The following is a 23,934-nucleotide window of genomic DNA, read 5'->3' as shown; positions in this document are numbered from 1 at the left end:
CACTTTTGTTCGCATAATCGCGAGTCGGATCGATGGCAGCCTATACCTTTTTCACCCATCCCATGAGCCGCGGCCAGATCGCCCGCTGGGCGCTGCACGAGACTGGCGTCGACTATGAGCAAGTGATCGTCGACTGGGCGAACAAGCCTGCTGCGCTGATGGCCGCCAACCCGATGGGCAAGGTGCCGACCGTGATCCACCACTCCGAAACCGGCGACCGGGTGATCACCGAATGCGCCGCGATCTGCGCCTATCTTGCCGAGGCCAACCCCGAGGCAGAGCTGCTGCCGTCCGATGCCGAACTTGCCGATTACCTGCGCTGGATGTTCTTCGCCGCCGGTCCGGTGGAACAGGCGATCCTTGGCAAGTCGATGGGCTGGGACGTTCCCAAGGAACGCGAAGGCATGGTCGGCTTCGGCAGCTTCGACCGCACGCTTGGCACCCTGCGCGATCACTTCGCCGGCAGCGATTTCGTCTGCGGCGAGCGCTTCACCATGGCCGATGTCTATGTCGGCAGCCAGGTCGATTGGGGCCTGACCTTCGGTTCGATCCCGCCCGAACCCGAACTGGTCGCCTATGCCGATCGCATTCAGGCCCGCCCGCACTACAAGGCCGCCAAGGGCATCGACAACGACTTGATAGAGGAGATGCGCAAATGACCATTGCGAAAAACACCGTCTGCCTGTGGTTCAACGGCGACGCCGAGGAGGCAGCGAATTTCTATACGGCCACCTTCCCCGACACGCAGGTCACGGCGGTTCACCGCGCTCCGTCCGACAATCCGAGCACATCGCAAGGCCAGGTGCTGGTCGTCGATTTCACCGTGATGGGCATTGCCTGCATGGGGCTCAACGGCGGCCCCGCCTTCAAGCACAGCGAGGCCTTCTCGTTTCAGGTCGCGAGCGACGATCAGGCAGAGACTGACCGCTACTGGGACGCCATTGTCGGCAATGGCGGGCAGGTCAGCGACTGCGGCTGGTGCAAGGACAAGTGGGGCCTGTCATGGCAGATCACTCCGCGCGCTCTGACCGAAGCCATGGCCAAGGGCGGCGATATCGCCAAGCGCGCTTTCGAGGCGATGATGACCATGCAGAAGATCGACGTCGCGGCGATCGACGCCGCCGTGGCAGCCGCCTGATGCGCCGGATCACAGGCGGCGCCTTCATCTCGCTCGACGGGGTGATCCAGGCCCCCGGCGGTCCGAGCGAAGACCCGACCGGCGGTTTCACGCAAGGCGGCTGGGTGTTCCGCATGGGCGACGAGGATGTGTTCGAGACGGTCGGAAGCTGGTTCGCGGGTGACTATGACCTGCTGCTGGGCCGGAGGACATACGACATCTTCGCGTCCTACTGGCCCTTCGTCGAAGGCGAGGAAAAGCCGATGGGCGATGCCTTCACCGCCGCCGGGAAGCACGTACTCACGCGCAGTGATCAGCCGCTCGACTGGGCCAACAGCCACCGCCTGACCAGCATCAAGGACGTCGCCCGGCTCAAGGCCAGTGACGGCCCGGATCTCGTTATCCAAGGGTCGAGCACGATATACCCCGCCCTGCTCGCCGCCGGACTGATCGACCGCCTGTCGCTGATCATCTACCCGATCACGCTGGGCCACGGAAAACGCCTCTTCGGCGAAGGTACTCCGGCGGGCGCGCTCAAGTTGGTAGACAACAAGGTCACTACCAAAGGCACCGTGATCGCAACTTACGAACCCGACGGCGCGATCCCGGCAGACGGCGATTTCCCGCCGCCCAGCACCAGCGCGGAAGAGGCCGAGCGCCAGCGGCGGATGACGGAAAGAACTTGGTGATGCTGAAACTCTATGGGCACCCGTTCTCGTCTTATACGTGGAAGGCGCAGATCGCCCTGCACGCGCTGGCGCTGGATTATGAGCTCAAGGAACTGGGCGATCCGGCGACTTGCGAGAACTGGAAGGTGGTCAATTCTGCCGGACCGCAAGGGCAGTTTCCCGTGCTGGTCGATGGCGAAAACGTGATCTTCGAGGCGAGTTGCGTCGCGGAATACCTCGACATCCGCTATCCCGGAAACCGCCGCCTGATCCCCGCCGATCCCGCCGCCGCGCTGGGCGTTCGGATGCTTGACCGGGTGTTCGACAACCACGTGATGAACGTGATGCAGCGGGCGGTGGCGGAGCATCTGTTCAATCCCGAACCAAGCGCGGACGTCATGGCCGACGTGCGCCGCCGCCTGCACCGCTCCTACGCATGGCTCGAAGGCTGGCTCGCACATTATGACCAGCCCGCCGATCACCTCACCCTGATCGAATGCGCCGCCGCGCCCAGCCTTTTCTATGCCGACTGGGTCGAGCAGATCACAGACACGTACCCCCGCCTGAAGGCGTGGCGCGCCCAGCTGAACGCCATGCCCGAAGTGTCACGCTGCATCGAGGCTGCGCGGATTTTCCGCCCCATGTTCCCTCTAGGCGCGCCCGATCGCGACTGAACTGCCACAGGAACCAGCCATGACAGAACTCTCGATCACCCGCTTCATCGACGCCCCGCCTGCAAAGGTGTGGGACATCATGACCAATCGCATCGACGAATGGTGGTGCCCCAAGCCGTGGCGCGCCGAATTTGAAGGACTGGAAAAGCGCGCAGGCGGCGTTTCAAACTGTACGATGTACGGCCCCGATGGCGAGGTGCACCCTCACCCCGGCACGGTCCTCGCCTGGGACGAAGGCAAGCGGTTCGCCTTCACCGATACCATCGTCGGCGATCTCCAACCGGCCGGCCCGTTCATGATCGGCGTCTGGACCATCGCGCCCGAAGGCGACGGCACCCGCTATACCGCCGTCGCGCGCCACTGGACCGAGGTCGATGCCAAGCGCCACGCCGAGATGGGCTTCGATGAAGGCTGGGGCGCCTGCGCCGACCAACTCGTCGCGCTGTGCGAAGGCCAGTGACCTAGGCGAAAACGCTCGACCGCCGCAGCAACTGGTAAGCCTCGACCACGCGCTGCAACCGCGCCTCAAAGCTGCGGTCGCCGCCGTTGCGGTCGGGGTGATACTGCCGCACCAGCTCTGAATAACGGCTGCGCAGGTCCCGACGGTCGGCATCAAGCGCCAGCCCCAAAGTGCCCAGCGCCTCCCGCTCCTCGCCCGTCACCGCGCGGCCATCCTTGCGCTGCGCCGGTTTGCGCGCCCGGGCGCGGCCAGTGATTGCTTCCAGCGGATCGGCAAAGTCTGCCCAGCGCGGCGCGGAATCGATCCCGGCGGTCGGGCGGAAGGCGCGGGTTTCCCGCTCCCAGCCCGCAATCGGTGACTGCGCTTTCCAGATTTCTTCCGCGCTCATCCCGGCAAAGGCATCGTAGCGCGCGTTGAATTCGCGCACGTGATCGAGGCAGAACCAGCGGTAGTTGCCCGGCCCGTCGAAGCTGGACGGATGCTCCCCCGGCGCGCGGAATTCGCCGCATAGGTCGCAGCCCGGCCAGTCGCAGGGGCGCTCGGAACCATAGATCCGGCCGTGAAAGCGATCGTGGGTCATGCTGGCTCGGGCCAGTCGAAAGCGATCCTTCCAGCCTGCCACTGCGCCTGCAAGGCGGCAATGTGCGCCCGAACAACAGCAAGCGCCGTGTCGCTGATCTCAGGTGAAGCTACGTGCGAATTCTCGCAGGTCAGCCGCGCCACCTCGCGGAACGTCGCCGCATCGGACGGTCCCGCCCAGATTTCCGCCTCAAGGCATTCGACCACGCGTTCGGCCTGCAACAGTTCGACGATGGCTTCGTCCGGCACGCCGGCGCGATTGGCGCTGGCGTGGCCGCCGGCCTTGGCCATGGCCTGAACTTCGTCGGGCTCCATGCCGCTGGCGATCAGGCCCCAGAAACCGTGCGCCATGCCCAGCGCCTGTTCGAGCGCGAAATGCACGGCATCGTGCGGGAAAGGGCCCTTGCGCGGAAAGGTAAAGCCTCCGCGCGAACCGTCGCTTCGCTCATAGGCGACCCGGTTCGCGGTGCCGGAATCGGTAATCGTGACCTGCATCGGTCCCATATAGTCGGCACGGCGCTTGCCGGAACCCCTGCGGGGACGTAGATTTCGACAAATGTCCAATGGCCCCATCCAGTCCGAAATCGAAGCGCTGCTGACCGCAGCCTTCGCCCCCACCCAGCTTGCCGTGATCAACGACAGCGCCAGCCACCATGGCCATTCCGGCGATGACGGATCGGGCGAATCGCACTTCACGGTGGAAATCGAGTGCGCTGCCTTCACTGGCGTGAACCGGGTTCAGCGCCAGCGCATGATCAACGCTGCGCTGGGCGATATTCCCGGCCAGCGCGTCCACGCCATGGCGCTGAAGGCCCGCGCACCGGGAGAAGCGAAATGACTGAACCGCTCCTGATCGCCCCCGTCACGCATGATCTTGGCGCGTTTCAGGTGCGGCGCGTTCTGCCCAGTCCCGGGCGCACAATGGTCGGCCCGTTCATCTTTGTTGACCAGTTCGGCCCCTCGCAGCTCCAGCTGGGTGACGCGATGGACGTTCGCCCGCATCCGCACATCAACCTCGCCACGGTGACATGGCTGTTTGAAGGCGCGATCGATCACCGCGATTCGATCGGCTCCTTCGCCACGATCCGTCCGGGACAGGTCAATCTGATGACGGCGGGACGCGGCATCGTCCATTCAGAGCGGTCGCCGGCAGAAGATCGCGCTACCGGGCCAAAGCTTTACGGCATGCAGACTTGGCTCGCCCTGCCCGACGGACAGGAGGAGATCGATCCCGCCTTTGAATCGCGGCAGGACCTGCCGCTGGTCGAGGACAATTGCGCTACAGCGCGCGTGATCATGGGCAGCCTGTGGGGAGCAACCGCGCCGACCACCTGCCATGCCGAAACGATCTACGCCGAGATCCTGCTCGCCCCCGGCGGCGCGATCCCGATCGATGCCGAGGCCGATGAGCGCGCGGTCATGCTGGTCGGCGGCGAGGCGCGGATCGGCGGGATGGACCTGCCGCTTTACACGCTGGCCGTGCTCGCCCCAGGTGAGGCTATGACGCTGACCTCCGAAAAGGGCGGGCGCGTAATGCTGCTGGGCGGCGAGGCCTTTGCCACCCGGCGCCATGTCTGGTGGAACTTCGTCTCGTCGCGCCGCGAGCGGATAGAACAGGCCAAGGCGGACTGGACCGAAGGCCGCTTTTCAAAAGTGCCGGGCGACGAGGTGGAATGGATCCCGATCCCCGAACGCCCGCTAACGAGGAGCGTCGAATGAAGCGCGTTACGCTTGCCTCTGGCATCGAACTCGATGTGGTGGACGTCGGTCCTGTTGACGCCCCAGCGCTGATCTTCCTCCACGGTTTCCCCGAGAGCCACCGCACCTGGCGGCACCAGATCGCGCACTTGTCGGGCCGGTATCGCTGCATTGCCCCTGACCAGCGCGGCTATCGCGGATCGTCGAAGCCGCAGGATGTCGGGAGCTACACGCCTGACAAGCTGATCCGCGACGTGTTTGATCTCGCCGACGCCCTTGGCATCGGCAAGTTCACGATCCTCGGCCATGACTGGGGCGGCGCGATTGCCTGGGGCGTGGCGATCCTTGGCCAAGGCACCCGCGTGGAACGGGCGATCATCGCCAATGCTCCGCACCCGGCGCTGTTCCAGAAGCTGCAATATACCAATGCCGAACAGCGCGCCGCGAGCCAGTACATCCGCGAATTCCGCGATCCTGGAAACGATTCACTGGTCCGCGAACATGGCCTTGCCGGCCTACTGCTCAAAGCGGTGAAGTGGGAAGGCGCGCGGCCCGAAGCGGAGGTGCGCGACGCCCAGTTCGCTGACTGGCAGGACCGCGATGCAGCCTTCGCCATGCTCAACTGGTACCGCGCCTCACCCATCGAGGTGCCGGCGATGGACGAACCCTTTGCCCTGCCCGCTGATTGGCGCGAACCGCTGCTGCCGCCGCTGGCGATCCCGACTCTGGTGATCTGGGCGATGGACGACCTCGCCCTGCCCGCCTGCAATCTGGACGGCATGGACGCAGTGGTGACCCAGCTGACGCTAGCCCCGGTCCACGGCTGCGGCCATTTCGTGCCTTGGGAAGACCCGGCGGCGGTCAACAACGCGATCGACGGGTTCCTCAGTTCTACTTGACCGCTGATCTATTTGACGAGGGCGGGCACCTTGCGCGTATCAGCAAAGAACTTGCCGAGCGCGACATGGAACAGCACGTCCTGCGCCGCCCCGCCCAGTTCGATCTTCGGCGAGGCCAGATCGGTTGGGCGGTGGTAATCGGTCTCGAAGAACTTTTCCATGAGCGCCAGATCGCCATAGGCACTAGTCACCATCACCGCCGGCACATCGTGCTGCAGCAGCGCCCAGCCGTCCTGCCGCTTGACGTAAGTGTTCGCGCCGGTGTCGCCCCGCAGCTTGCGCTTTTCCTGCTTAGCGACCTGCGCGATCAGCGGGTCGAGCTTGGTCATGCCGTGGCCAACGGTCGCCAGCGGCGTGTTTGCAGGTGCGATGGCGATGGAATCAAGGTTGAACGCCGCGACGAAACTCTTCAGCGGGATCGGCGGGTTTTCGGCAAAGGCCTGTGCACCCAGTAGGCCCAGTTCTTCGCCGGTCGTGGCGAGGAAGTAGATGTCGCGTTCCGGCGCCGGCCCTTTGACTAGCCGCGCGGCAATCTCGATCAGCGCGGCCACGCCGCTGGCATTGTCGATCGCGCCGTTGCAGATCAGCCGTTCCGCCGGCGGTTCTGCGCATTGGCCAAAGTGGTCCCAGTGGGCGAGGAACAGCACGGCGCCGGCATCGGGCTTGCGGCCGGGAATCTTGCCGATCAGATTGTGCGTCTTGATCCGGGTTTCGCGGGTTGTTGCTTCAAGTGTGGCAGTAAGGTCAAGCACGCGCGGAGCGAAGCTGGTGGCGCTCGCTTCCTTTTCCAGCCCGACCAGCGATTGGCCAGCCGGAGACAGCAGCCGCTCGAATGCTTCGGCCGTTATGAACCCTTCAAGATCGCCGCCCAGCCGCTCGGTCGCCAGCGCATAGCCAGACCGTTTGCGCCGCGCCGACACCTCAGCAATCGTGCGTTCGCCATCGAGCACGGTCATCACCGCGCCGGCCCCGGCTTTGAGCAAGGCATCCTGTCGCTGGCCGTCAACCTGCCCGCCCGAAAGCAGCACGGCGACACGGCCCGCCAGTTCGGCGCGCGAATATTCGCGGGTCCCGTTGCCGACAAACAGCAGCGGCGCATTGGTCAACAGCGAGCGCTGGCCCGAAGTGAGCATGAGGATGTCGGTCTGGCGGAATGCCAGCGCCTTGCCCTTGCGCATGAACAACGCGGTCGATCCCGCCGGTTCGCGGCCGACCAAGGTGACGGGTTTGAACCATTCGTGGCCCGGATCGTTGGTGCCCGATTGCAGGCCCATTTCGAACCACTTGCGCCCGATATAGCGCAGGGTCTTTTCCTCGCCATCGGTGCCGGGTTCACGGCCGCCGTATTCGTCGCTGGCCAGAGTGGTGATGTGCGCCCGCAGCGCCGCTTCCAGCGACATGTCGCGCGGGGCAGCCAAAGCCGCCGATCCGAGCACACAGGAAACCGCCGCGCAAATCAGCGCCAATCGGTTCATCGTGCGCAAGCGTCGTTTCATCGACGCAAGATATGCGGCTTGCTGGCCGCTTCCACAAGCGGGCCAAAGCGAAATTTCGCTTTTGTGGCAGTCAGGTAACGGTGTCCTCCGCTTGGCCTTACTGTCATTCAGCCGTCCAGCCACCGTCCATGGAAATGTTGGCCCCATTCATGTTGTTAGCCTCGTCGCGGCAGAGGAAGACTGCCATCGCGCCGATGTCCGCCGGCTGAACGAACTTGCGCGTCGGCTGGCGCACCAGCATCACATCGTTGATCACCTGCTCGCGGGTCATGGCCCTTGCTTGCATGGTGTCGGGGATCTGGTTTTCGACGAGCGGCGTCCAGACATAACCCGGGCTGATGCAATTGGCGGTGATGTTGTGCGTGGCGAGTTCCAGCGCGAGCGTCTTGGTCAGTCCGGCAAGCCCGTGCTTGGCGGCAACATAGGCCGACTTGTAGGGCGATGCAGTGAGCGAATGGGCACTGGCCACCTGGATGATCCGGCCCCAGCCCGCCGCCTTCATGTGCGGCACGGCCAGCCGGCTGGTGTCGAAAGCGGCAGTCAGGTTGAGCGCGATGATCTTGTCCCACTTGTCGACTGGGAAGTCCTCGATAGGGGCGACATGTTGCATCCCGGCATTGTTGACGAGGATATCGACCTGCCCCGCCCCGGCCATCACCGCTTCCACCCCGTCGCGGCGGGAAAGATCGCCCGCCACGTGGACCGCGCCCAGTTGCTCGCACAGCGCGGCAATCGCGTCCGGTTCCCCCAGCCCGCAGAGTACCACGTCTGCCCCTTCAGCCTTGAGCGCGCGGGCGACGGCGAGGCCGATGCCCGAGGTGGAACCGGTGATCAGTGCGCGCTTGCCTTGCAGAAACATTATCGACTCCGGGGAATTGTTGCGACAGACAGAAGCGAAGGCATTGCTGCTCAGGGTCGCTCCTGTCCAGCAAGAACAGGAGAATAGGCATGCGGCTTGACGATCTGGATCCCAATCAGGTCAACATCGACGACCAGCGCGGACAGGGCGGCGGATTTCCGAGACTCGGCGGTGGCGGCGGCGGCTTTTCGATTGGCGGCGGCAAGATGGGCTGCGGCACGATCCTGATCCTGCTGATCGCGGCCTTCGTCTTCAAGGCCGACCTTGGCCAGATGATGGGCGGCATGGGCGATGCGGGCGGAGCCTTGCCGGGGCAGGAACAGCCGCGCGTGGCTGCCGGCGAGACGGCCGGCGAAAGCTGCAAGGTCGACAAGGCCAGCCTGGAATCCTGCCAGGCGCTGCAGATGCTCAACCGCACGTGGGAGCCGCTGTTCCAGCAGGCCAATATCAAGTTCGACCGTCCGGTGCTGCACTTCTATTCGCAGTCGGGCCAATCCGGCTGCGGTGCGGCGCAGAGCGCGATGGGGCCGTTCTATTGCCCCAGCGACGAAGGTATCTACATCGATACCGATTTCTACAAACAGATGGAAACCGAACTGGGTGCCAGCGGCCAGTTTGCGCGGCTTTACGTGATCGCGCACGAATATGGCCACCACGTCCAGAATGAACTGGGCACGTCAAATCAGGTCCGCCAGCTTCAGCAGCGCAGCCCAAGGCAGGCCAACCAGCTCTCGGTTCGCCTCGAACTACAGGCCGACTGCTATGCCGGGGTCTGGGCCGCCAAGAACGCCGACAAGCTGGAACCGGGCGACATGGAAAGCGGGCTCAATGCCGCGAAATCGATCGGCGATGATACGCTGATCGCCAAATCGGGCCGCCGCCCGGTGGAGGAAGCCTTCACCCACGGATCAAGCGCCCAGCGGATGACATGGCTCAAGAAGGGCCTCGAGACGGGCAATGAAGATAGTTGCGACACTTTTGCTGATCTGAAGCGTTAGGCCCGCAACAGGGTTCATCACACGGAGAAGCAGCTTGCGCAACCTATCGACAATCGTGATCGCGGCGCTGCTCACGGCGAGCCCGGCCATGGCGCAAAAGCAGGGCGATACGTCTGCCGCCAAGGCCGACAAGGATGCGAAAGCGCGTGAACCTGACAAGCCGGTGACCGAAAGCGATGTCAGCGCTGCTGACGTTGCGACCACGCCGCTTTCCGACCTCAACATCCGGAAGGGCGAGATCCCGGCGCTGCTGCTGTCGGCGCAGGACCGGCCCTATGATATGGCCGGCCTCACCCGCTGTTCGCAGCTCACGCGGGAGGTCAACAACCTCGACGCGATTCTGGGCGAGGATATCGACATCACCGACCCCGAAGGCGGCACCAGCGCGGGCAAGGTTGCGCAGTCGGCGGTCGGCGCGCTGATCCCGTTCCGCGGGCTGATCCGCGAAGTTTCCGGTGCCAATTCGCAGGACCGCAAGCTGCAACTGGCGATCCGCGCCGGCATGGCGCGGCGCGCGTTCCTCAAGGGCGTCGGCATGCAGCGCGGATGTGCCTATCCGGCGCGACCCGCCTCGGCGCAGATCGTCGCAAGCAAGCTCGCCGCGATTGCTGCTGCCGATCCGAAGGACAAGGACAAGGCACAAGCTGCTGCGGTTGCCGCGCAGGAGGCCACGCCCAAGGCCAAGGCAACCCGCAAGAAGACGAGCCGCACGCGCCGGCGCTGATCGAATTTAGATCACATTTGCGCGCTTTTGATTACTTGGGGGCTGTTATTTGGTCCTGAGGCACGGTAAAGCGCTGCCATGCGCCTCAAGCACTGCCACAACATCGCCGATTTCCGCGAACTCGCCCGCCGCCGCCTGCCCTGGCCGGTGTTCGACTACATCGATGGCGCCGCCGATGACGAGCGCACCACGGAGCGCAACACCGCCGCGTATGACGCCGTGGACCTCGTGCCCAACGTCCTCGCCGGGGCGAGCGAGATCGACACGTCGCTGACGATCATGGGCCGCCGCAGCGAACTGCCGCTGGTCCTCTCGCCCACAGCGCTGCAACGCATTTTCCACTGGCAGGGTGAACGCGCCGTCGCCCGGGTGGCGCAGAAATACGGGCTGTGGTTCGGCATATCGAGCCTCGGCACGGTCTCCATCGAAGAAATCGCGGCTCTGGTTTCCAGCCCGAAGATGTTCCAGTTCTACTATCACAAGGATCAGGGGCTGAACCAATCGATGATCGAGCGCTGCCAGGCGGCAAAGTTCGACTGCATCGCGCTCACCGTCGACACCATCGTTTCAGGCAAGCGCGAACGCTGCCTGCGCTCGGGCTTCAAGTCCCCGCCGACCTTCACGCCAAGCTCGCTGCTGTCCTACGCCACGCGGCCGCGCTGGGCGATGGATTACGTCTTCCGCGAGAAGTTCCGCCTGCCCCAACTCGGCGACCATGTGAAGCAAGGCACTGGCAAGGCGGTGTCGATCCAGGAATACTTTACCGAAATGCTCGACCCCACGATGACGTGGGACACGGCGGCCAAGCTGCGGCAGGACTGGGGCGGCACTTTCTGCCTGAAGGGCGTGATGAGCGCCGAAGATGCCCGCCGCGCGGTCGATATTGGGGCGGACGCGATCATGGTGTCCAACCATGGCGGCCGGCAGCTGGACGGCAGCCGATCGAGCTTTGACCACTTGCCCGAGATTGTCGACGCGGTCGGCGGTAAAATCGAGATCATCTGCGACGGCGGCGTGCGGCGCGGCACGCAGGTGCTGAAGGCGCTGGCGGCAGGAGCCACGGCAGCATCGGGCGGGCGGCTTTACCTCTATGCGCTGGCGGCGGCAGGCGAGGCCGGCGTCGATCGCGCAGTGGGCCTGCTCAAGGATGAGATCGAACGCGGGATGCGCCTGATGGGCGTCTCGCGGCTGGATCAACTGACGCCGGACAAGCTGCGCTGGCGGTGACGCGTCGTCCCGGGCTTGTCCCGGGACAGGTGGCCGGATCAATCGAGCGCCGCGCCTGGATGCCAGCGGTCCCGGGTCAAGCCCGGGACGACGTCACGTCTCTGCCGCTTCCTCCCGGTGCCGCACCGCGCCCCAGTCAACGCCGCGCGTGGCATACATCACGCCGGCAAGCGCCACGAACAGCAGCACAGAACCGATGACCAGCGACCATGCCTCAAGGTTGAGCAGCACGAACAGCAGCGCATAGAGCCCCAGCAGCAACGCGGCGATGAAGCGGCCGCGTTTCCAGCTCTTCAGCACGGCGGCGCTGTAGCTCGATAGCAGGCCGATCACCGCGCCGCTGGCCAGCAGGTAGGCCCAGGTGAAGCCGATCACTTCCGAGAAGGCGAGCAGCAGCACGAAGAACAGCACCAGCCCCGCGCCGGTCAGCAGGTATTCCGCCGCCGCCACCCGCGCGCCGCCGACAATGTCGAACAGCAGGAAGGCGAGGAACGTGAAACCGATGAACAGGAAGCCGTACTTCACCGATCGTTCGACCTTTGAATAGAGGTTCACCGGCTCGATCAGGTTGACGTTGACCGCCATGCTCTGCCCGGTGACCACTTCCTGCGCGCCGCCGGCCGAGATGTTGCCCGCGCTGCCAGCTTCGGCAACGGCATAGTCACCCTTCGAAAGGGAGGGAGCGCGCGCACCAACCTCGTCAGGAACGTAAGGCGCGCCATAGTCTTCCATGCCCACCGGCGGCTGGCCCAGCGCCAGCTTGTCGACGACATATTTCGCGGTGAAGCCCTTGGCCGAAACCTGCGGCTTTTCGGGCAGAAACGCGCCGTTGAAGCTGGGGCTGGCCCAGGCCGAAGTCACGTCCCAGGTCGTCGTTCCGCCTCGGGGCACCAAACTGATGCCACGCGCGCCGCGCAGGCCGAATTCATAATCCACCGCCAGTTCGCCCTCGCCCTTCCAGTCGAGGAAGGCGAAGAAGCCCTGCCCGCCAGCGGCCGCCGGTCCCTTGCCCGGCTGGACGTTGAGCGCGGTGCCGCCGGCCATCAGCTTGCCGCCCGTAGTAAGTCCGCGCGCGTCGCTGGCGCCCATGCGCAGTTCGGCGCGGTCCCACATCAGGCGGTCGCGGGTAACGCCGAAGCGCTCCAGATCGGCGGGCAGCGCAAACTTCGCCGCACCCTTCACCTGCGCGGTGTAGAGCACCGAGCGATAGATCGACTTGCGCCGTTCCTGCGGATCGATCCGCGTCGAGACCGCGTTCGATACCGGCGAGATGTAGAACAGCTTCTCCACCTCGACGACCTTGCTCACCGACCGGCCATCGACGGTCTCGTTTTGCGTCTGCGTGGTACGAAAGGGAACGACGATGATCGGCCCGGAAATCACCTGATGCCCGCCCCAGCCCTCGTTGATCGAAGCCTGCGCGGTCTGCGCCTGACTCTGCCGGTCATAGACCAGTGCATAGACCATCATCAGCGGCACGATCAGCACGAATGCGACCAGCCCGACGAACAAGAGCTTGATCGCGGGCGACCGTTCGCGGCGTTCGGTGGCTGACATGGTTTTCCCCTTCCCGTCCTATGCCAGCAGCTTAGCGCAAGCTCGCGGCTTGGGAAGTGCCATGTTTGGAGGGATCAGACAGCAACGGCGAGGATGGTCTGACGCCATCCTCGCCGCGCGCGTCCAAGGGAAGAGGGGACATTTCCGCCCTTGGGTTATGGCACTCAGCCGCCCTTTGACAGCCTGGCAATCTCGCGGTCGAGTTCTTCGAGGACCTTGGCCTTGATCTCGGCCGACATCTCGCCGTTGCCGGCAATGCGAGCCCGCGCCGACTTAAGCCCGCCAAGTGCATGGGCCGATGCCATCGCCGGATCGCCCTTGCCGCAGATGCGGATGCGCATGACCTGCTTCTTGCCGTCCTTGTCAGTGGTGGCGGAGACTTCGTTAGTGGTCGCGGCGTCCTTGCAGGCAACCGCGCCGCCAGCCATCGCGATGGCGTGGGCTTCGGTTCCGTCGCGGTGGATCCGCATGGTGCGGACCTGCGGGCCTTGACTTCCAGGGCCGTGGACAATGTGCTCACCATCGCCCGACATCATGATGATCTTGCGGACCTGACGCGGTTCGCCGGGCGCTGCGGGCGGCATCGGCGGTTCGGGCGGCATGGCCATCATGTCAGCCTCAACCTTGGCGATCTTGGCTTCGACTTCGGCCTCTGTCAGGTCCTTGTCGGTCTTGATTACGATCGTCTTGCCGCCGCGCTCGATCACGCGGGTCTTGAGCTTGGCTTCGTCGTGCTTTCCGTCGCCGTGCTTCTCGACGATCACCACGCGGTGGATCTTGCGTTCGACTTTCGGCGCAACGGGAGCGCTCGGTGCTTCGGGCGCGGCCGGCGGCGCAGGAAGATCAGGCGCGGCATAGCCGATGGTCGCGGTCAGCGGGAGCGCCAGCGCGGCGCCGATCAGCAGGCCGCGGCCCAGGCGGAGGCGGGTCTTGGTGGGTTCAGGCATGGACAGGCTCCTTAAACGGTGGATGATCGATTTTTCCCCAAGGATCGGGCAGGCCATCGGCGCGGCAAGAGCCAAGCGGGGGCCGCCGGCAAGGCCTGCGATAAGCCGGCCATAGTCAGCGCGCACTTCGCCGCCCTGCCCGGCGAGCACGCGGGCATCGCAGGCGGCTTCCTGATCGCGGCGCATCGCGCGCCAGCCGGCCCAGGCGAGCGGATTGAACCAGTGCAGCGCGATGACCGGCTGGGCGAGGATGTTGATCAGCAGGTCATGCCCCTGATGGTGGGCAAGCTCATGCGCCAGTGCCAGATCCCGCACACTGCGATCGTGCCAGGCCATGAAGCCCATGGGCAGCGCGATCACCTTGTCGCGCACGCCAAAGGCGACCGGCGCGCTGACCGTGGGGCATTCGACCAGCCGCACAGGCCCTGCCTCACCCACGGGGAACGCGCCTTCGAGCAGGTCGCGGCGCATCCGCAAATAGGTGACCGTACGCCAAACCAGGAATAGCACCGCGCCTGCCGCCCAGACGGCAATGGCGATCGAGGCCCAGTCGATGCCGGGATCCGCCGCCGGAACGACCGGGAAATCGCCGGAATAGGCCACCACGACTTTTGCCGGGGCCTGAGTTTCCGTCACCGGCGCCATGCTGGCGGGCAGCTCGATGGGCGGCAACAGCAGGCGCAGCAGCGGCAGCGCCCAGAGGGCATAAGCAACTTGCGGGCCGAACTGGCGCGCCACCGGGCGGCGCAGGACCAAGACCAGTGCGATCAGCACGGCGGTGAACAACAGCGTATCGAAGACAAAGCCGGTCATTTGCGCAGCTCCTTCAATAGGGCCTCGATCTCGGCGAGGTCGCGGTCGGTCAGGGCTTCGGATTCTGCAAGATGAGCAAATAGCGGCGCGGCGCGGCCGCCAAAGAGGCGATCGACCAGCCGCTTGCTCTCTCCGCCAACATAGTCGCTGCGGGCGATCATCGGGGAATAGAGGAACCGGCGGCCCTGCGGCTCCGTGGCAATCGCCTGCTTGGCGACAAGGCGCGAAAGCAGCGTCTTGACGGTGGCGAGGCTCCACCCCCGTGCGCGGCCGACCATGTCGGAGACTTCCGTGGCGGTCAGCGGACTGCGGAGCCACAGCGCTTCCATCACGGCGTGTTCGGCCTCGGTGATGCGTTCGCCGGTATCCGGTTCTTCGGATGACACTCGACTCTCCCTCGTGATTACACACGTAATCGATTACGTCTGTAAACATGAAGGCCAGATGAACAACTCCCCTGCCGCCTGCGGGAGGGGATAGTTACCCCTTGATATGCGGCAGGATCTTGTCGGCAAACAGCTTCAGCTGCTCATAGACCATCTCGTAGGGCAGCCCGCCGTAGCTGAAGTTCGCCAGCATTTCGTAATCGCCGACCATCTCCTTGCGCATCTGGTGGTGGGCGATGATTTCCTCGGGCGTACCGATCATGTTGCCGCCGACATAGTCGGTATAGGCCTTGTGCGGCCCGCCCGCCGCTTCGGCCGCGCGGCCCATATAGGCGTAGGTGGAATAGCTGGGCAGCGCCTTGAAGTGATCGGACATGAATTCGTAGTGGTTGGCCACGGTCTCGAACATCTTCGAGAAATAGGTGTCCGTCCGCCGACCGACTTCTGCCTTGTCAGTGTGAGTCAGCACGAAGTCCGAGATTATGAACGGGGGCGGCTTGCGGTGGTGGATTTCCTCGAACTTGGCGCGGTAGGAATTGATTTCCGGGATGGCATTGCGCCAGTCACCCTGGCTGAAGCGCAGCGCCTGGGTGCCGAGCCGGGCCGAAACCTCAACCGAACTGGGCGACATGGTGACCTGCACCACGCGGCCCTTCCAGCTTTTCATCGGGCGCGGCCGCACTTCGGTGCGGGGGATCTTGTACCACTTGGTGTCGGCCTCGACGATGCCGGTTTCAAGGCCCTCCATGATGATCACGGCGGCTTCATCGAACATCTCGCGGCTGTCGGCGAGTTCCACGCCGAACGAGCGGAACTCCCGCCGCGCCGCCCCGCGCCCCATGCCGAGGATCATGCGGCCCTCGCTCAGAGCATCCAGCTGCAGCGCCTGCTCGACCACCCGCAGCGGGTTGTTCCACGGCAGGATCACCGCGCCGGTGATCAGATCGATCTTGGACGTCCGCGCCGCAACATAGGACAGCATCCCGAACGGATCGGGACAGGCCGCATAGTCGGTAAAGTGATGCTCGACCGGTCCGACATAGTCAAACCCCATCGCCTCGGCCTCAACCGCCAACTTGGTCTCGCGCAGGAAGAACTCGTGATCCGGCGTGCCATCGAGATTCTGGTAACCGAGGTGCATGCCGACGCGCATGAGGTGATCCTTTCCCGTGCGGCGAATCGCAGCGTGCGTTCGCCTTGCCGGGGCATAATGTCACCTAGACCGTTTCAATAGCAAGAGGGGATTTATCGCCTCTCAACGCAAAAGGCCGGAGCGTTTCCGCCCCAGCCCTTTGTTTTTGCGCTTTTGAAGCGCCGATCAATAAACCCGCTTCTTCGGCTTGATGTATTCCACGTCATCCGTGAGCGTGAATTCGTGCACCGGGCGGTAGTCAATCTTGACCTCGCCGCCCTTGCCGCCCCAGCCGTTGAACCAGGCGGCGGTGTGCTTCATCCATTCGGCGTCGTGGCGATCGGGGAAATCCTCGTGCGCGTGGGCGCCGCGGGATTCCTTGCGGTTCTGCGCGCCGTGGAGCGTGACGGTGGCCTGGCTGATCAGGTTGTCCAGTTCCAGCGTCTCGATCAGGTCCGAATTCCAGATCAGCGAACGGTCGGTGACCTTGATGTCCTGCATCTTGGCATAGGTCGCTGCGAGCTTCTTCTTGCCTTCGACCATCAGTTCGTCGTTGCGGAACACGGCTGCATGGAGGCTCATCGTGCGCTGCATCTCGTCGCGGATTTCCGCGGTCGAGGACGAGCCCTTGGCGTTGCGGAAGTGATCGAGACGGCCCAACGCGAGGTCGGCGCTGTCCTTGGGCAGTTCGGCATGGGCCGACTGCGGCTTGATCAGCTGCTTGAGACGGTGCCCGGCGGCACGGCCAAAGACCACGAGATCGATCAGCGAGTTCGAGCCGAGGCGGTTCGCGCCGTGGACCGATACGCAGGCCGCTTCGCCCACTGCGAACAGGCCGGGGACGACCGTTTCGGGGTTGCCGTCAGCGCCGATGGTCATCACCTCGCCGTGGTAGTTCGTGGGGATACCGCCCATGTTGTAGTGGACGGTCGGCACCACGGGGAGCGGCTGGCGGGTCAGGTCGACGCCGGCAAAGATCTTGCCAGATTCGGTGATGCCCGGCAGGCGTTCGCCCAGCACCTTGGGATCGATGTGATCGAGGTGCAGGTAGATGTGGTCCTTGTGCGGGCCGACGCCGCGGCCTTCGCGGATTTCCAGCGCCATCGAACGCGACACGACGTCACGGCTGGCAAGGTCTTTCGCCGACGGAGCATAGCGCTCCATGAAGCGTTCGCCTTCGGAGTTGGTCAGGTAACCACCCTCGCCGCGCGCGCCTTCGGTGATGAGCACGCCCGCACCATAGATGCCGGTCGGGTGGAACTGGACGAATTCCATGTCCTGCAGCGGCAGGCCGGCGCGCAGCACCATTCCGCCGCCGTCACCCGTGCAGGTGTGGGCCGAGGTCGCGGTATAATAGCAGCGGCCGTAACCGCCGGTCGCCAGCACGACCGCATGGCTGCGGAAGCGGTGGATCGAACCATCGTCCATGCAGATGGCGATCACGCCCCGGCACTGGCCGTTCTCCATGATCAGGTCGATCGCGAAGTATTCGATGAAGAAATCCGCGTCGTACTTCAGGCTCTGCTGATAAAGCGCGTGGAGCATGGCGTGACCAGTACGGTCAGCCGCAGCGCAGGTGCGCTGCACCGGCGGGCCTTCGCCCATGTTCTGCATGTGGCCGCCGAACGGGCGCTGGTAGATCGTGCCATCGGCGTTGCGGCTGAAGGGCACGCCGGCGTGCTCCAGCTCGTAAACCGCTTCTGGCGCTTCACGCACCATGTATTCGATCGCGTCCTGATCACCCAGCCAGTCCGACCCCTTGACGGTGTCGAACATGTGCCAAGTCCAGTGATCGGGCGTGTTGTTCTGCAGCGAAGCCGCAATGCCGCCCTGTGCCGCCACGGTGTGCGAGCGGGTGGGGAACACCTTGGTGATGCAGGCGGTTTTCAGTCCAGCCTCGGCGCTGCCCATCGTGGCGCGTAGGCCCGAACCGCCGGCACCGACGACCACAGTGTCATAGGTGTGGTCGATGATCTTGTAAGCTGGCGCGGTCATTATGCGGCTCCGAGAGCGATGCGGATGATGGAGAAGACCCCGAAGGCCGTCCCGCCGAAAGCGACGAGGTTCAGCGCAGCAAGGGCCGCGAACTTGTTGGCGTGGTCATGGACGTAATCCTCGACCACGACCTGCAGGCCCAGCCGCGCGTGCCAGAACAGGCTGATCACCAGCAGGGCAACGGCGGTTGCCGGGATAGGCTGCGAAATCCAGTGGCGCACGACCATGAAGCTGAGATCAGGCAGCAACACCATTGCGGTCAGCAGGTAAGCGATCAGGATCAGGTTGCCCATCGCGGTAAAGCGTTGCAGCAGCCAGTGATGTGATCCCGAATGCGCCGAACCCAGTCCGCGCACGCTTCCGATGGAAGTTCCGTTACCCATAGTCTTATGCCTCAGCGCAGGATGATCAGTGCCCAGAACCCGGCGGTAAGCAGCAGGGCGAGCACGGGGAGAATGGCGGAAGTGCGGTTGTTGGTATCGAGTTCATAGCCGGCACCGATATCGAGCACGAAGTGGCGCAGGCCCGAAAGCAGGTGCTGGAACAGCGACCAGGTCAGCCCGATCACCACGACCTTCAGCACCACGCGGATGAGCGAACGGATGATATCCGCACCGCTCCACACCAGGCTGGAAAGATCGGCCCAGACCCACGACTGGAACACGGCATAGGCATCCGCGCCCGAAGCCAGCGCGCCCAGCCACCACAGCAGCAGGCCGAGACCAAAGGTGGCGAGCCCGCTGCCGGTAACGCGGTGCAGGATCGAAAGCAGCATCCCCGGCCCCCAGCGCCAGATCTGCAGATGCGGTGACATCGGACGGTTTGAGGCCTTGGCCATCGGGCGTGCTTCCCCTGTACTTGTCTGACTCGCGCGCGAGACGCGCCTTGCTGGCACCCCCTTAGCCAAAAAGGTCCAAGGTGCAAGCGGGTGGTGATGGGATTGTGGGGGCGATGAGAGTTGCGAGGCCAGCAAGTTCGGACTATATCCGGTCCGAATTGCGACTGGAGCCTCCGCCATGGGCGCACATGACCGCAACAAGCCGATCAGTTGCCTGAAAGCAAACAGCGCCGAAATCATCCGCGAGCTTGGCGAAGGTGCCGCTCCGATGATCATTACGCAGAACGGCGAAGCGAAGGCCGTGTTGCAAGATGTCGGCAGTTATGAGGCGGCGCAAGAGACTCTCGCGCTGCTCAAAGTGCTCGCACTCGGACAGGCGGAAATCGCACAGGGCCAGACCAGACCCATATGCGGCCTTGCGGACCGCATTCGGAAGGGCTGAAAATGCCTGACGCAATTCCGGTCCTCATCACACGCGGCGCCGAAGAAGACCTGCGCGCCATCTATCGCCGCCGTCTCTCCCAGCGCGGCGCGAGCGGCGAGGACGGTGCCGAGGCTCTGTTGGTGGAGCTTGTCGGGGCGATCGAGTCGCTCGGCACTTATCCCCTGCGCGGCCCGGTGCCGCCAGAGCTGGAAGTGCTGGGCATTGCCACCTACCGCCAGATTTCGCTGCCGCCGTACCGGGTGAACTACTTGCCCGCGATTGAAGGTGCAGAGCCGCAACTGACTGTGATGTTGGTCGCTGATGCACTTAGGGATTTCAGGGCACTGCTTGAGGAGCGGGTGTTGCGGATAGGGTGATTCTCGCCTCTGTTCTTCACGCCCAGAACCTGTCATCCTCACCATATGATTCCCACAATAAGGCCCGCTCCATGAGCGCCGCCGCAACCGCATTGTGCCTCCCGAAAGCCGCGCCCACAGCGCGGCTTTCGTGCGTCTGGGGGCTCGCCTATGGAGAATTCCACGCGAGCACTTCGGGTGTGTTTCATCAAGTTGCATTTCGCGCAATCGCGGGATCGACGTGTAACCGCGCCCTTGCCCCCGCCCCCGGCTTGCGCCAAAACCGCGCCATGCTCGAACCAGCCACCACTGCCCTCGTCACCGGTTCCTCTCGCGGGATCGGTGCGACGATTGCCGAGGCGCTGCGGGATCGCGGCGTGCGGGTGATTTGCCATGCGACCCGCGCGGGCGGCGAGGACCTGATAGCCGCCGATTTCGCTGAACCGATCGCCCCGCAAATGCTGTGGGAAGAGGCGCTCGATATGGCGGGCGGACATATCGATATCCTGATCAACAACGCCGGCCTGTTCGAGGCGAACCCGATCGACGTGTCGGACATCCAGTGGCTCGATTCGTGGGAAGACACGCTGCGCATCAATCTGACCAGCGCGGCGCAGTTAACCCGTTTTGCGGTGAAGCACTGGCTGGCCGAGGACACCGGCGGGCGCATCGTCCACATCGCCAGTCGCGCCGGGCACCGGGGGGATTCGCCTGATCACTGGCACTATGCCGCGGCCAAGGGCGGGATGCTCGCCATGCACAAGACCATCGCCCGGCAATATGCCGGCGAAGGCATCATGAGTTATGCGATCACCCCCGGCTTCACCGATACGGCCATGGCGGGTGACTATCTCGCCAGCCGGGGCGGCAGCGGCATCCTTGCCGACATTCCGCTCGGCCGGGTGGCCACGCCCGAGGAAATCGCCGCCATCGCCGTGTTCTGCGCGCTGGATGCGCCCGAAAGCATGACCGGGGCGACACTTGATGCCAATGGAGCCAGCTATGTTCGGTAGACTTGTCCTTGCCGGGGCGCTCGCTGCCGCGCTCGCCGTCCCTGCACTAGCCCAGCCGCTGCTGCCGCGCCCGGGAGCCACGCGCAACATCGCCGCCGCCTGTGCAGGCAAGGAGGGCTGGGCCGATCCCGCCCCGCCCGCGCGGCTTTACGGGAACACCTATTACGTCGGCACCTGCGGCATAACCTCGCTACTGGTCGAGACGCAGGCCGGCCTCGTCCTGCTTGATGGCGGCGTGCCCGAGGCCGCGCCGCTGGTGCTGGAAAATATCCGCAAGCTGGGCTTTTCCCCGCGCCTCGTGCGCTGGATCCTCGTCAGCCATGAACATTGGGACCACGCCGGCGCGGTCGCCGCGATCCAGCGCGAAACCGGCGCGAAAGTCATTGCCGGGCCGTTCCAGTACAATGCGCTGACCGGCGGCAAACACTCGCCCGAAGATCCGCAGGCCGACTTGCTGGCGAAGAACCCGATGCAGCCGGCGGAAGTAAGTTTCGCCGTGCGCGACCGGGGCCGCCACACCGTCGGCGGAGTGACCTTCACCGCCTATGCGACCCCTGCCCATTCGCCCGGATCGACCAGCTGGACCTGGCGCGAATGCGAAGGCGCGGTGTGCAAGACGGTCGCCTATGCTGACAGTGCATCGACCATATCGGCGGACGGATACCGCTTTACCGACCATCCCAAGCGCGTTGGCGAAGTGCGCTCCGGCCTGTCGGCCATCGGCTCGCTGCCGTGCGACATCATCGTCACCCCGCACCCGTCGGCCAGCGACCTCTTCCCGCGCATGTCGGGGGCCAAACAGCTGGTCCAGTTCGCCGCCTGTCGGTCCTATGCCGAGGCCGCCGGCAAGCGCTTCAAAGCGCGGCTAGCTTCTGAAAAACTTGTGGTACCCGTAAAGAAATGAGCTGGAAAATCACGGCCTATGCCCCTCGTCCCGTGATCGAGGGGGCCCTGCTCGCGCATGAGGATGCCTGGGACTGGGACGCCGACATCGTCATTTCGGGCAGCGAGATTGCCGAGGACAAACCCGACGACTGGCAGTTGGAAGCGTGGCTTTCGGATGAGCCGGGCAAGGCGGAAAAGGCGGCAATCGCCTCTCTTTTCGCCGGCGGCGCGCCGAAATTCGAGATCGAGAAACTGCCCGATGTCGACTGGCTGACCTCCAGCCAGCAGGGGCTCGAACCGATCCGCGCCGGCGCGTTCCATGTCCACACGCCCGACCATCCGGCGATCACCGAACCCGGCCTGCGCGACTATTGCATTCCGGCGAGCCAGGCCTTCGGCACCGGCCAGCACGCCACCACCGCCGGTTGCCTTACCATGCTGACGCATATGAAGCGCCAAGGACTGGTGATCCGCAATTTGGCGGATATTGGCACCGGCACGGGTCTGCTCGCCTTTGCCGGGCTGCACCTGTGGCCGCGCGCGCTGGCGACGGCGACTGACATAGATCAGGTCTGCATCGACGTTGTCCAGGACAATGCCGCAGCCAATGGCTTGCCGATGGGCGGCGGTGCGGGCGCAGTGACGATGCTGGCTGCCGACGGCATGGACCATCCATTGCTCGAAGCGCGCGGGCCCTATGATCTGGTGATCGCCAACATCCTCGCCGGACCATTGATCGGCATGGCGCCCGACTTTGCCAAGGCGCTGGTTCCGGGCGGTCACCTGCTGCTCGCCGGTCTGCTCGAAACGCAGGAAGCGCAAGTCCGCCGCGCCTGCCGCAGGGCGGGGATGCGTCTGGCGGCGCGGCTGGTCAACGGCGACTGGTCGATCCTGTGGCTGCGCAAGCGCGCCGTGCGGTGAGGAGGAAGGGAGAAACGGTCGCCCTGACGGCGAGGAAACAATTCGTAACTTTTGTGTGACAATGTCCATGCGTGCTTGCCCGTAAACCCACGGCGCCCGCGATGCAGGGCCAGCGAAAGGCGAACCGCCTTTACCTTGGCGTGCCTGCTGTGCTGACCCTGCCGCACCAGCAGATGCGCTGCGTGCTTGGCGATATATCGGCCATCGGAGCACATCTGAAGGTGGACGGCTCGGTCGCCAAGGGAGCGACCGTGCGGCTCGATTTCCACGAGCTGCACTTGTTTGGAACCGTGGTCTGGGTGCGAGGCAACGAATGCGGCGTCCGGTTCTACACCCCGGTCGATCCGGAGGACATGCAAGGCATGTTGTGGATCACCCAGAACCGCGATGCCTACGAAAAGCTGACCCGCAACGCCCACGCCTCCGAATGGTCGCAAGGCATCTGGGAATAGGGTTCAGCCGGGCGCGCTGCGGGCCTCGAACTGCTCCGAGAAACTGTGAGTGCCCAGCGCCACGCGCTGCATGATCCGCAGCCCGTCGGCAGGATCGGCAACCTTCGGACGGGCGTGCTGCAGGGTTCGGTTGTCCCAAATTAGGAAATCACCCGGCTGCCAGACGTGATCATAGCGGCGCTCGGCGGCATAGAGAGCGGCGAAAATCCGGGCGAGCAAAGGGGCGCTGTCCTCGCGGCTGAAGCGCTCGATCTCGCGGACGTTGTTTTCGGAAACAAACAGCACCGGTCGGCCCGTGCGAGGGTGCACCATGCGCGCCGGGTGCCATGAGTGGAGGTGCTGGAAGGTCTCCGAAACTGTGCTCTCGTCGAGAAATTCGTGCTTCACCTGCCGGTCAGCCAGCAGGTCCTTCAGGTCCTGATCCAGCGCGTCCCAGGCAAGCGCCGTACTGATGAAACTCGTCTCGGTTGGCGTGGCCGGCAGAACGGTGGGATGGAGGCTGAGGCCAAGGAACGGCACAGGCATGAAGCTGATATCGGAATGGAACTTGAGCTCATTTCGTCCCACCGTGTCGCGGTTATCGAGATAGGTCCACGGCTTGCCATCTGCCCCGATATTCGCGCCGACCGGCCCGAACCACGATGCGATTTCGGCATGGCGCTCGCCTGGGAGGACGCCGCAGTTGGTGATGATCAGGAGGTGGTGATCGTCAAATGCTGCCCGCAGCAGCTCGACATCTTCCGCCGATCCGCCTGTCAGCGCATCGAAGTGGGAAATGCGAGCACCAAAGCCTATGCCTAGCGAGGTAATCTCCAT

The 23,934-nt window shown here is 64.5% G+C and carries 29 protein-coding genes; 17 read left to right on the top strand and 12 right to left on the bottom strand.

The window, feature by feature from the left end; translation table 11 throughout:
• Positions 1–32: 32 nt before the first annotated feature.
• Genes WG900_RS01000 through WG900_RS00980 form a run of 5 tightly spaced genes read left to right on the top strand, consistent with a single transcriptional unit; the run spans position 33 to position 2,919 of the window.
• On the top strand, positions 33–659 hold the full coding sequence (locus WG900_RS01000; protein WP_339964048.1) for a glutathione S-transferase family protein: 627 nt from the start codon (positions 33–35) through the stop codon (positions 657–659).
• Complete coding sequence (locus tag WG900_RS00995; RefSeq protein WP_339964047.1) at positions 656–1,138, top strand: VOC family protein; 483 nt, start codon at positions 656–658, stop codon at positions 1,136–1,138. The genes WG900_RS01000 and WG900_RS00995 overlap by 4 nt, the downstream gene beginning before the upstream one ends.
• Entirely contained in the window at positions 1,138–1,806 is a 669-nt protein-coding gene (locus tag WG900_RS00990; protein WP_339964046.1) for a dihydrofolate reductase family protein, read from the top strand. Before WG900_RS00995 ends, WG900_RS00990 begins: the two co-directional genes overlap by 1 nt.
• The gene (locus WG900_RS00985; protein WP_339964045.1) at positions 1,806–2,459 is read left to right on the top strand and encodes a glutathione S-transferase family protein; all 654 of its coding nucleotides are present in this window, start codon (positions 1,806–1,808) and stop codon (positions 2,457–2,459) included. Before WG900_RS00990 ends, WG900_RS00985 begins: the two co-directional genes overlap by 1 nt.
• A gap of 19 nt (positions 2,460–2,478) precedes the next feature.
• Positions 2,479–2,919, top strand: a complete 441-nt coding sequence (locus WG900_RS00980; RefSeq protein ID WP_339964043.1) for an SRPBCC domain-containing protein — start codon at positions 2,479–2,481, stop codon at positions 2,917–2,919.
• 1 nt (position 2,920) lies between these two features.
• On the opposite strand, the gene WG900_RS00975 is transcribed toward WG900_RS00980, so the two are convergent.
• Both WG900_RS00975 and WG900_RS00970 read right to left on the bottom strand, forming a co-directional pair.
• Positions 2,921–3,499: a J domain-containing protein gene (locus WG900_RS00975; RefSeq protein ID WP_339964041.1), complete on the bottom strand. Its 579-nt coding sequence runs from the start codon at positions 3,497–3,499 to the stop codon at positions 2,921–2,923.
• Positions 3,496–3,993, bottom strand: a complete 498-nt coding sequence (locus WG900_RS00970) for a hypothetical protein (RefSeq protein WP_339964040.1) — start codon at positions 3,991–3,993, stop codon at positions 3,496–3,498. Before WG900_RS00970 ends, WG900_RS00975 begins: the two co-directional genes overlap by 4 nt.
• Before the next feature lie 61 nt (positions 3,994–4,054).
• Here WG900_RS00970 and WG900_RS00965 point away from each other — a divergent pair, with 61 nt between their 5' ends.
• The 3 genes from WG900_RS00965 to WG900_RS00955 are packed head-to-tail and all read left to right on the top strand — an operon-like array spanning position 4,055 to position 6,095.
• Positions 4,055–4,336, top strand: a complete 282-nt coding sequence (locus WG900_RS00965; RefSeq protein ID WP_339964039.1) for a BolA family protein — start codon at positions 4,055–4,057, stop codon at positions 4,334–4,336.
• Positions 4,333–5,217, top strand: a complete 885-nt coding sequence (locus tag WG900_RS00960) for a pirin family protein (protein ID WP_339964038.1) — start codon at positions 4,333–4,335, stop codon at positions 5,215–5,217. The genes WG900_RS00965 and WG900_RS00960 overlap by 4 nt, the downstream gene beginning before the upstream one ends.
• Positions 5,214–6,095, top strand: coding sequence for an alpha/beta fold hydrolase (locus tag WG900_RS00955; RefSeq protein WP_339964036.1), 882 nt, complete (start codon positions 5,214–5,216; stop codon positions 6,093–6,095). The genes WG900_RS00960 and WG900_RS00955 overlap by 4 nt, the downstream gene beginning before the upstream one ends.
• A gap of 8 nt (positions 6,096–6,103) precedes the next feature.
• Here WG900_RS00955 and WG900_RS00950 read toward each other — a convergent pair whose 3' ends face one another.
• Complete coding sequence (locus WG900_RS00950; protein WP_339964035.1) at positions 6,104–7,591, bottom strand: M28 family peptidase; 1,488 nt, start codon at positions 7,589–7,591, stop codon at positions 6,104–6,106.
• Positions 7,592–7,694: 103 nt separating this feature from the next.
• Positions 7,695–8,450, bottom strand: a complete 756-nt coding sequence (locus WG900_RS00945) for a 3-hydroxybutyrate dehydrogenase (protein ID WP_339964034.1) — start codon at positions 8,448–8,450, stop codon at positions 7,695–7,697.
• An 89-nt stretch (positions 8,451–8,539) separates the two neighbouring features.
• Between WG900_RS00945 and ypfJ the strand changes: the two genes are divergently transcribed.
• From ypfJ to WG900_RS00930, 3 genes are all read left to right on the top strand, one after another.
• On the top strand, positions 8,540–9,448 hold the full coding sequence (gene ypfJ / locus WG900_RS00940) for a KPN_02809 family neutral zinc metallopeptidase (RefSeq protein ID WP_339964033.1): 909 nt from the start codon (positions 8,540–8,542) through the stop codon (positions 9,446–9,448).
• Between the two features lie 34 nt (positions 9,449–9,482).
• Positions 9,483–10,172 carry a hypothetical protein gene (locus tag WG900_RS00935; protein ID WP_339964032.1) on the top strand — a complete coding sequence of 230 codons (690 nt, stop codon included), beginning with the start codon at positions 9,483–9,485 and terminating at the stop codon, positions 10,170–10,172.
• A gap of 78 nt (positions 10,173–10,250) precedes the next feature.
• Positions 10,251–11,399 carry an alpha-hydroxy acid oxidase gene (locus WG900_RS00930; RefSeq protein WP_339964031.1) on the top strand — a complete coding sequence of 383 codons (1,149 nt, stop codon included), beginning with the start codon at positions 10,251–10,253 and terminating at the stop codon, positions 11,397–11,399.
• A 93-nt stretch (positions 11,400–11,492) separates the two neighbouring features.
• Here the strand turns inward: WG900_RS00930 and creD are convergent, their stop codons facing one another.
• From creD to sdhC, 7 genes are all read right to left on the bottom strand, one after another.
• A complete protein-coding gene (gene creD / locus WG900_RS00925) occupies positions 11,493–12,956 on the bottom strand; it encodes a cell envelope integrity protein CreD (RefSeq protein WP_339964030.1) in 1,464 nt (487 codons plus the stop codon).
• A 164-nt stretch (positions 12,957–13,120) separates the two neighbouring features.
• Complete coding sequence (locus tag WG900_RS00920; protein ID WP_339964028.1) at positions 13,121–14,716, bottom strand: M56 family metallopeptidase; 1,596 nt, start codon at positions 14,714–14,716, stop codon at positions 13,121–13,123.
• Positions 14,713–15,102 carry a BlaI/MecI/CopY family transcriptional regulator gene (locus WG900_RS00915; RefSeq protein ID WP_339964026.1) on the bottom strand — a complete coding sequence of 130 codons (390 nt, stop codon included), beginning with the start codon at positions 15,100–15,102 and terminating at the stop codon, positions 14,713–14,715. The genes WG900_RS00920 and WG900_RS00915 overlap by 4 nt, the downstream gene beginning before the upstream one ends.
• A gap of 94 nt (positions 15,103–15,196) precedes the next feature.
• The gene (locus tag WG900_RS00910) at positions 15,197–16,255 is read right to left on the bottom strand and encodes an LLM class flavin-dependent oxidoreductase (protein WP_339964024.1); all 1,059 of its coding nucleotides are present in this window, start codon (positions 16,253–16,255) and stop codon (positions 15,197–15,199) included.
• A gap of 165 nt (positions 16,256–16,420) precedes the next feature.
• Positions 16,421–18,229, bottom strand: coding sequence for a succinate dehydrogenase flavoprotein subunit (sdhA, locus tag WG900_RS00905; protein ID WP_339964023.1), 1,809 nt, complete (start codon positions 18,227–18,229; stop codon positions 16,421–16,423).
• Positions 18,229–18,612 (bottom strand): succinate dehydrogenase, hydrophobic membrane anchor protein, encoded by a 384-nt coding sequence (gene sdhD / locus WG900_RS00900; RefSeq protein ID WP_339964022.1) that lies wholly within the window; start codon positions 18,610–18,612, stop codon positions 18,229–18,231. Before sdhD ends, sdhA begins: the two co-directional genes overlap by 1 nt.
• 11 nt (positions 18,613–18,623) lie before the next feature.
• Positions 18,624–19,067, bottom strand: coding sequence for a succinate dehydrogenase, cytochrome b556 subunit (sdhC, locus tag WG900_RS00895; protein ID WP_339964020.1), 444 nt, complete (start codon positions 19,065–19,067; stop codon positions 18,624–18,626).
• 178 nt (positions 19,068–19,245) lie between these two features.
• Between sdhC and WG900_RS00890 the strand changes: the two genes are divergently transcribed.
• The 6 genes from WG900_RS00890 (at position 19,246) to WG900_RS00865 (ending at position 23,118) form a co-directional block, all read left to right on the top strand.
• Positions 19,246–19,509 carry a type II toxin-antitoxin system Phd/YefM family antitoxin gene (locus WG900_RS00890; RefSeq protein WP_339964019.1) on the top strand — a complete coding sequence of 88 codons (264 nt, stop codon included), beginning with the start codon at positions 19,246–19,248 and terminating at the stop codon, positions 19,507–19,509.
• 2 nt (positions 19,510–19,511) lie between these two features.
• A complete protein-coding gene (locus WG900_RS00885; RefSeq protein ID WP_339964017.1) occupies positions 19,512–19,868 on the top strand; it encodes a type II toxin-antitoxin system RelE/ParE family toxin in 357 nt (118 codons plus the stop codon).
• 269 nt (positions 19,869–20,137) lie between these two features.
• Positions 20,138–20,860, top strand: a complete 723-nt coding sequence (locus WG900_RS00880) for an SDR family NAD(P)-dependent oxidoreductase (RefSeq protein WP_339964016.1) — start codon at positions 20,138–20,140, stop codon at positions 20,858–20,860.
• The gene (gene bla, locus WG900_RS00875; RefSeq protein WP_339964015.1) at positions 20,850–21,764 is read left to right on the top strand and encodes a subclass B3 metallo-beta-lactamase; all 915 of its coding nucleotides are present in this window, start codon (positions 20,850–20,852) and stop codon (positions 21,762–21,764) included. Before WG900_RS00880 ends, bla begins: the two co-directional genes overlap by 11 nt.
• Entirely contained in the window at positions 21,761–22,666 is a 906-nt protein-coding gene (locus WG900_RS00870; protein WP_339964014.1) for a 50S ribosomal protein L11 methyltransferase, read from the top strand. The genes bla and WG900_RS00870 overlap by 4 nt, the downstream gene beginning before the upstream one ends.
• A gap of 101 nt (positions 22,667–22,767) precedes the next feature.
• Positions 22,768–23,118: a PilZ domain-containing protein gene (locus tag WG900_RS00865; protein ID WP_339964012.1), complete on the top strand. Its 351-nt coding sequence runs from the start codon at positions 22,768–22,770 to the stop codon at positions 23,116–23,118.
• A 3-nt stretch (positions 23,119–23,121) separates the two neighbouring features.
• On the opposite strand, the gene WG900_RS00860 is transcribed toward WG900_RS00865, so the two are convergent.
• Entirely contained in the window at positions 23,122–23,934 is an 813-nt protein-coding gene (locus WG900_RS00860; RefSeq protein WP_339964011.1) for a TauD/TfdA dioxygenase family protein, read from the bottom strand.

The sequence above is a fragment of the Novosphingobium aquae genome (assembly GCF_037572715.1).
GTDB lineage: Bacteria > Pseudomonadota > Alphaproteobacteria > Sphingomonadales > Sphingomonadaceae > Novosphingobium > Novosphingobium aquae.
The sequence above is the reverse complement of the archived record's forward strand: the minus strand, read 5'-3'. Positions and strand labels throughout refer to the sequence as shown.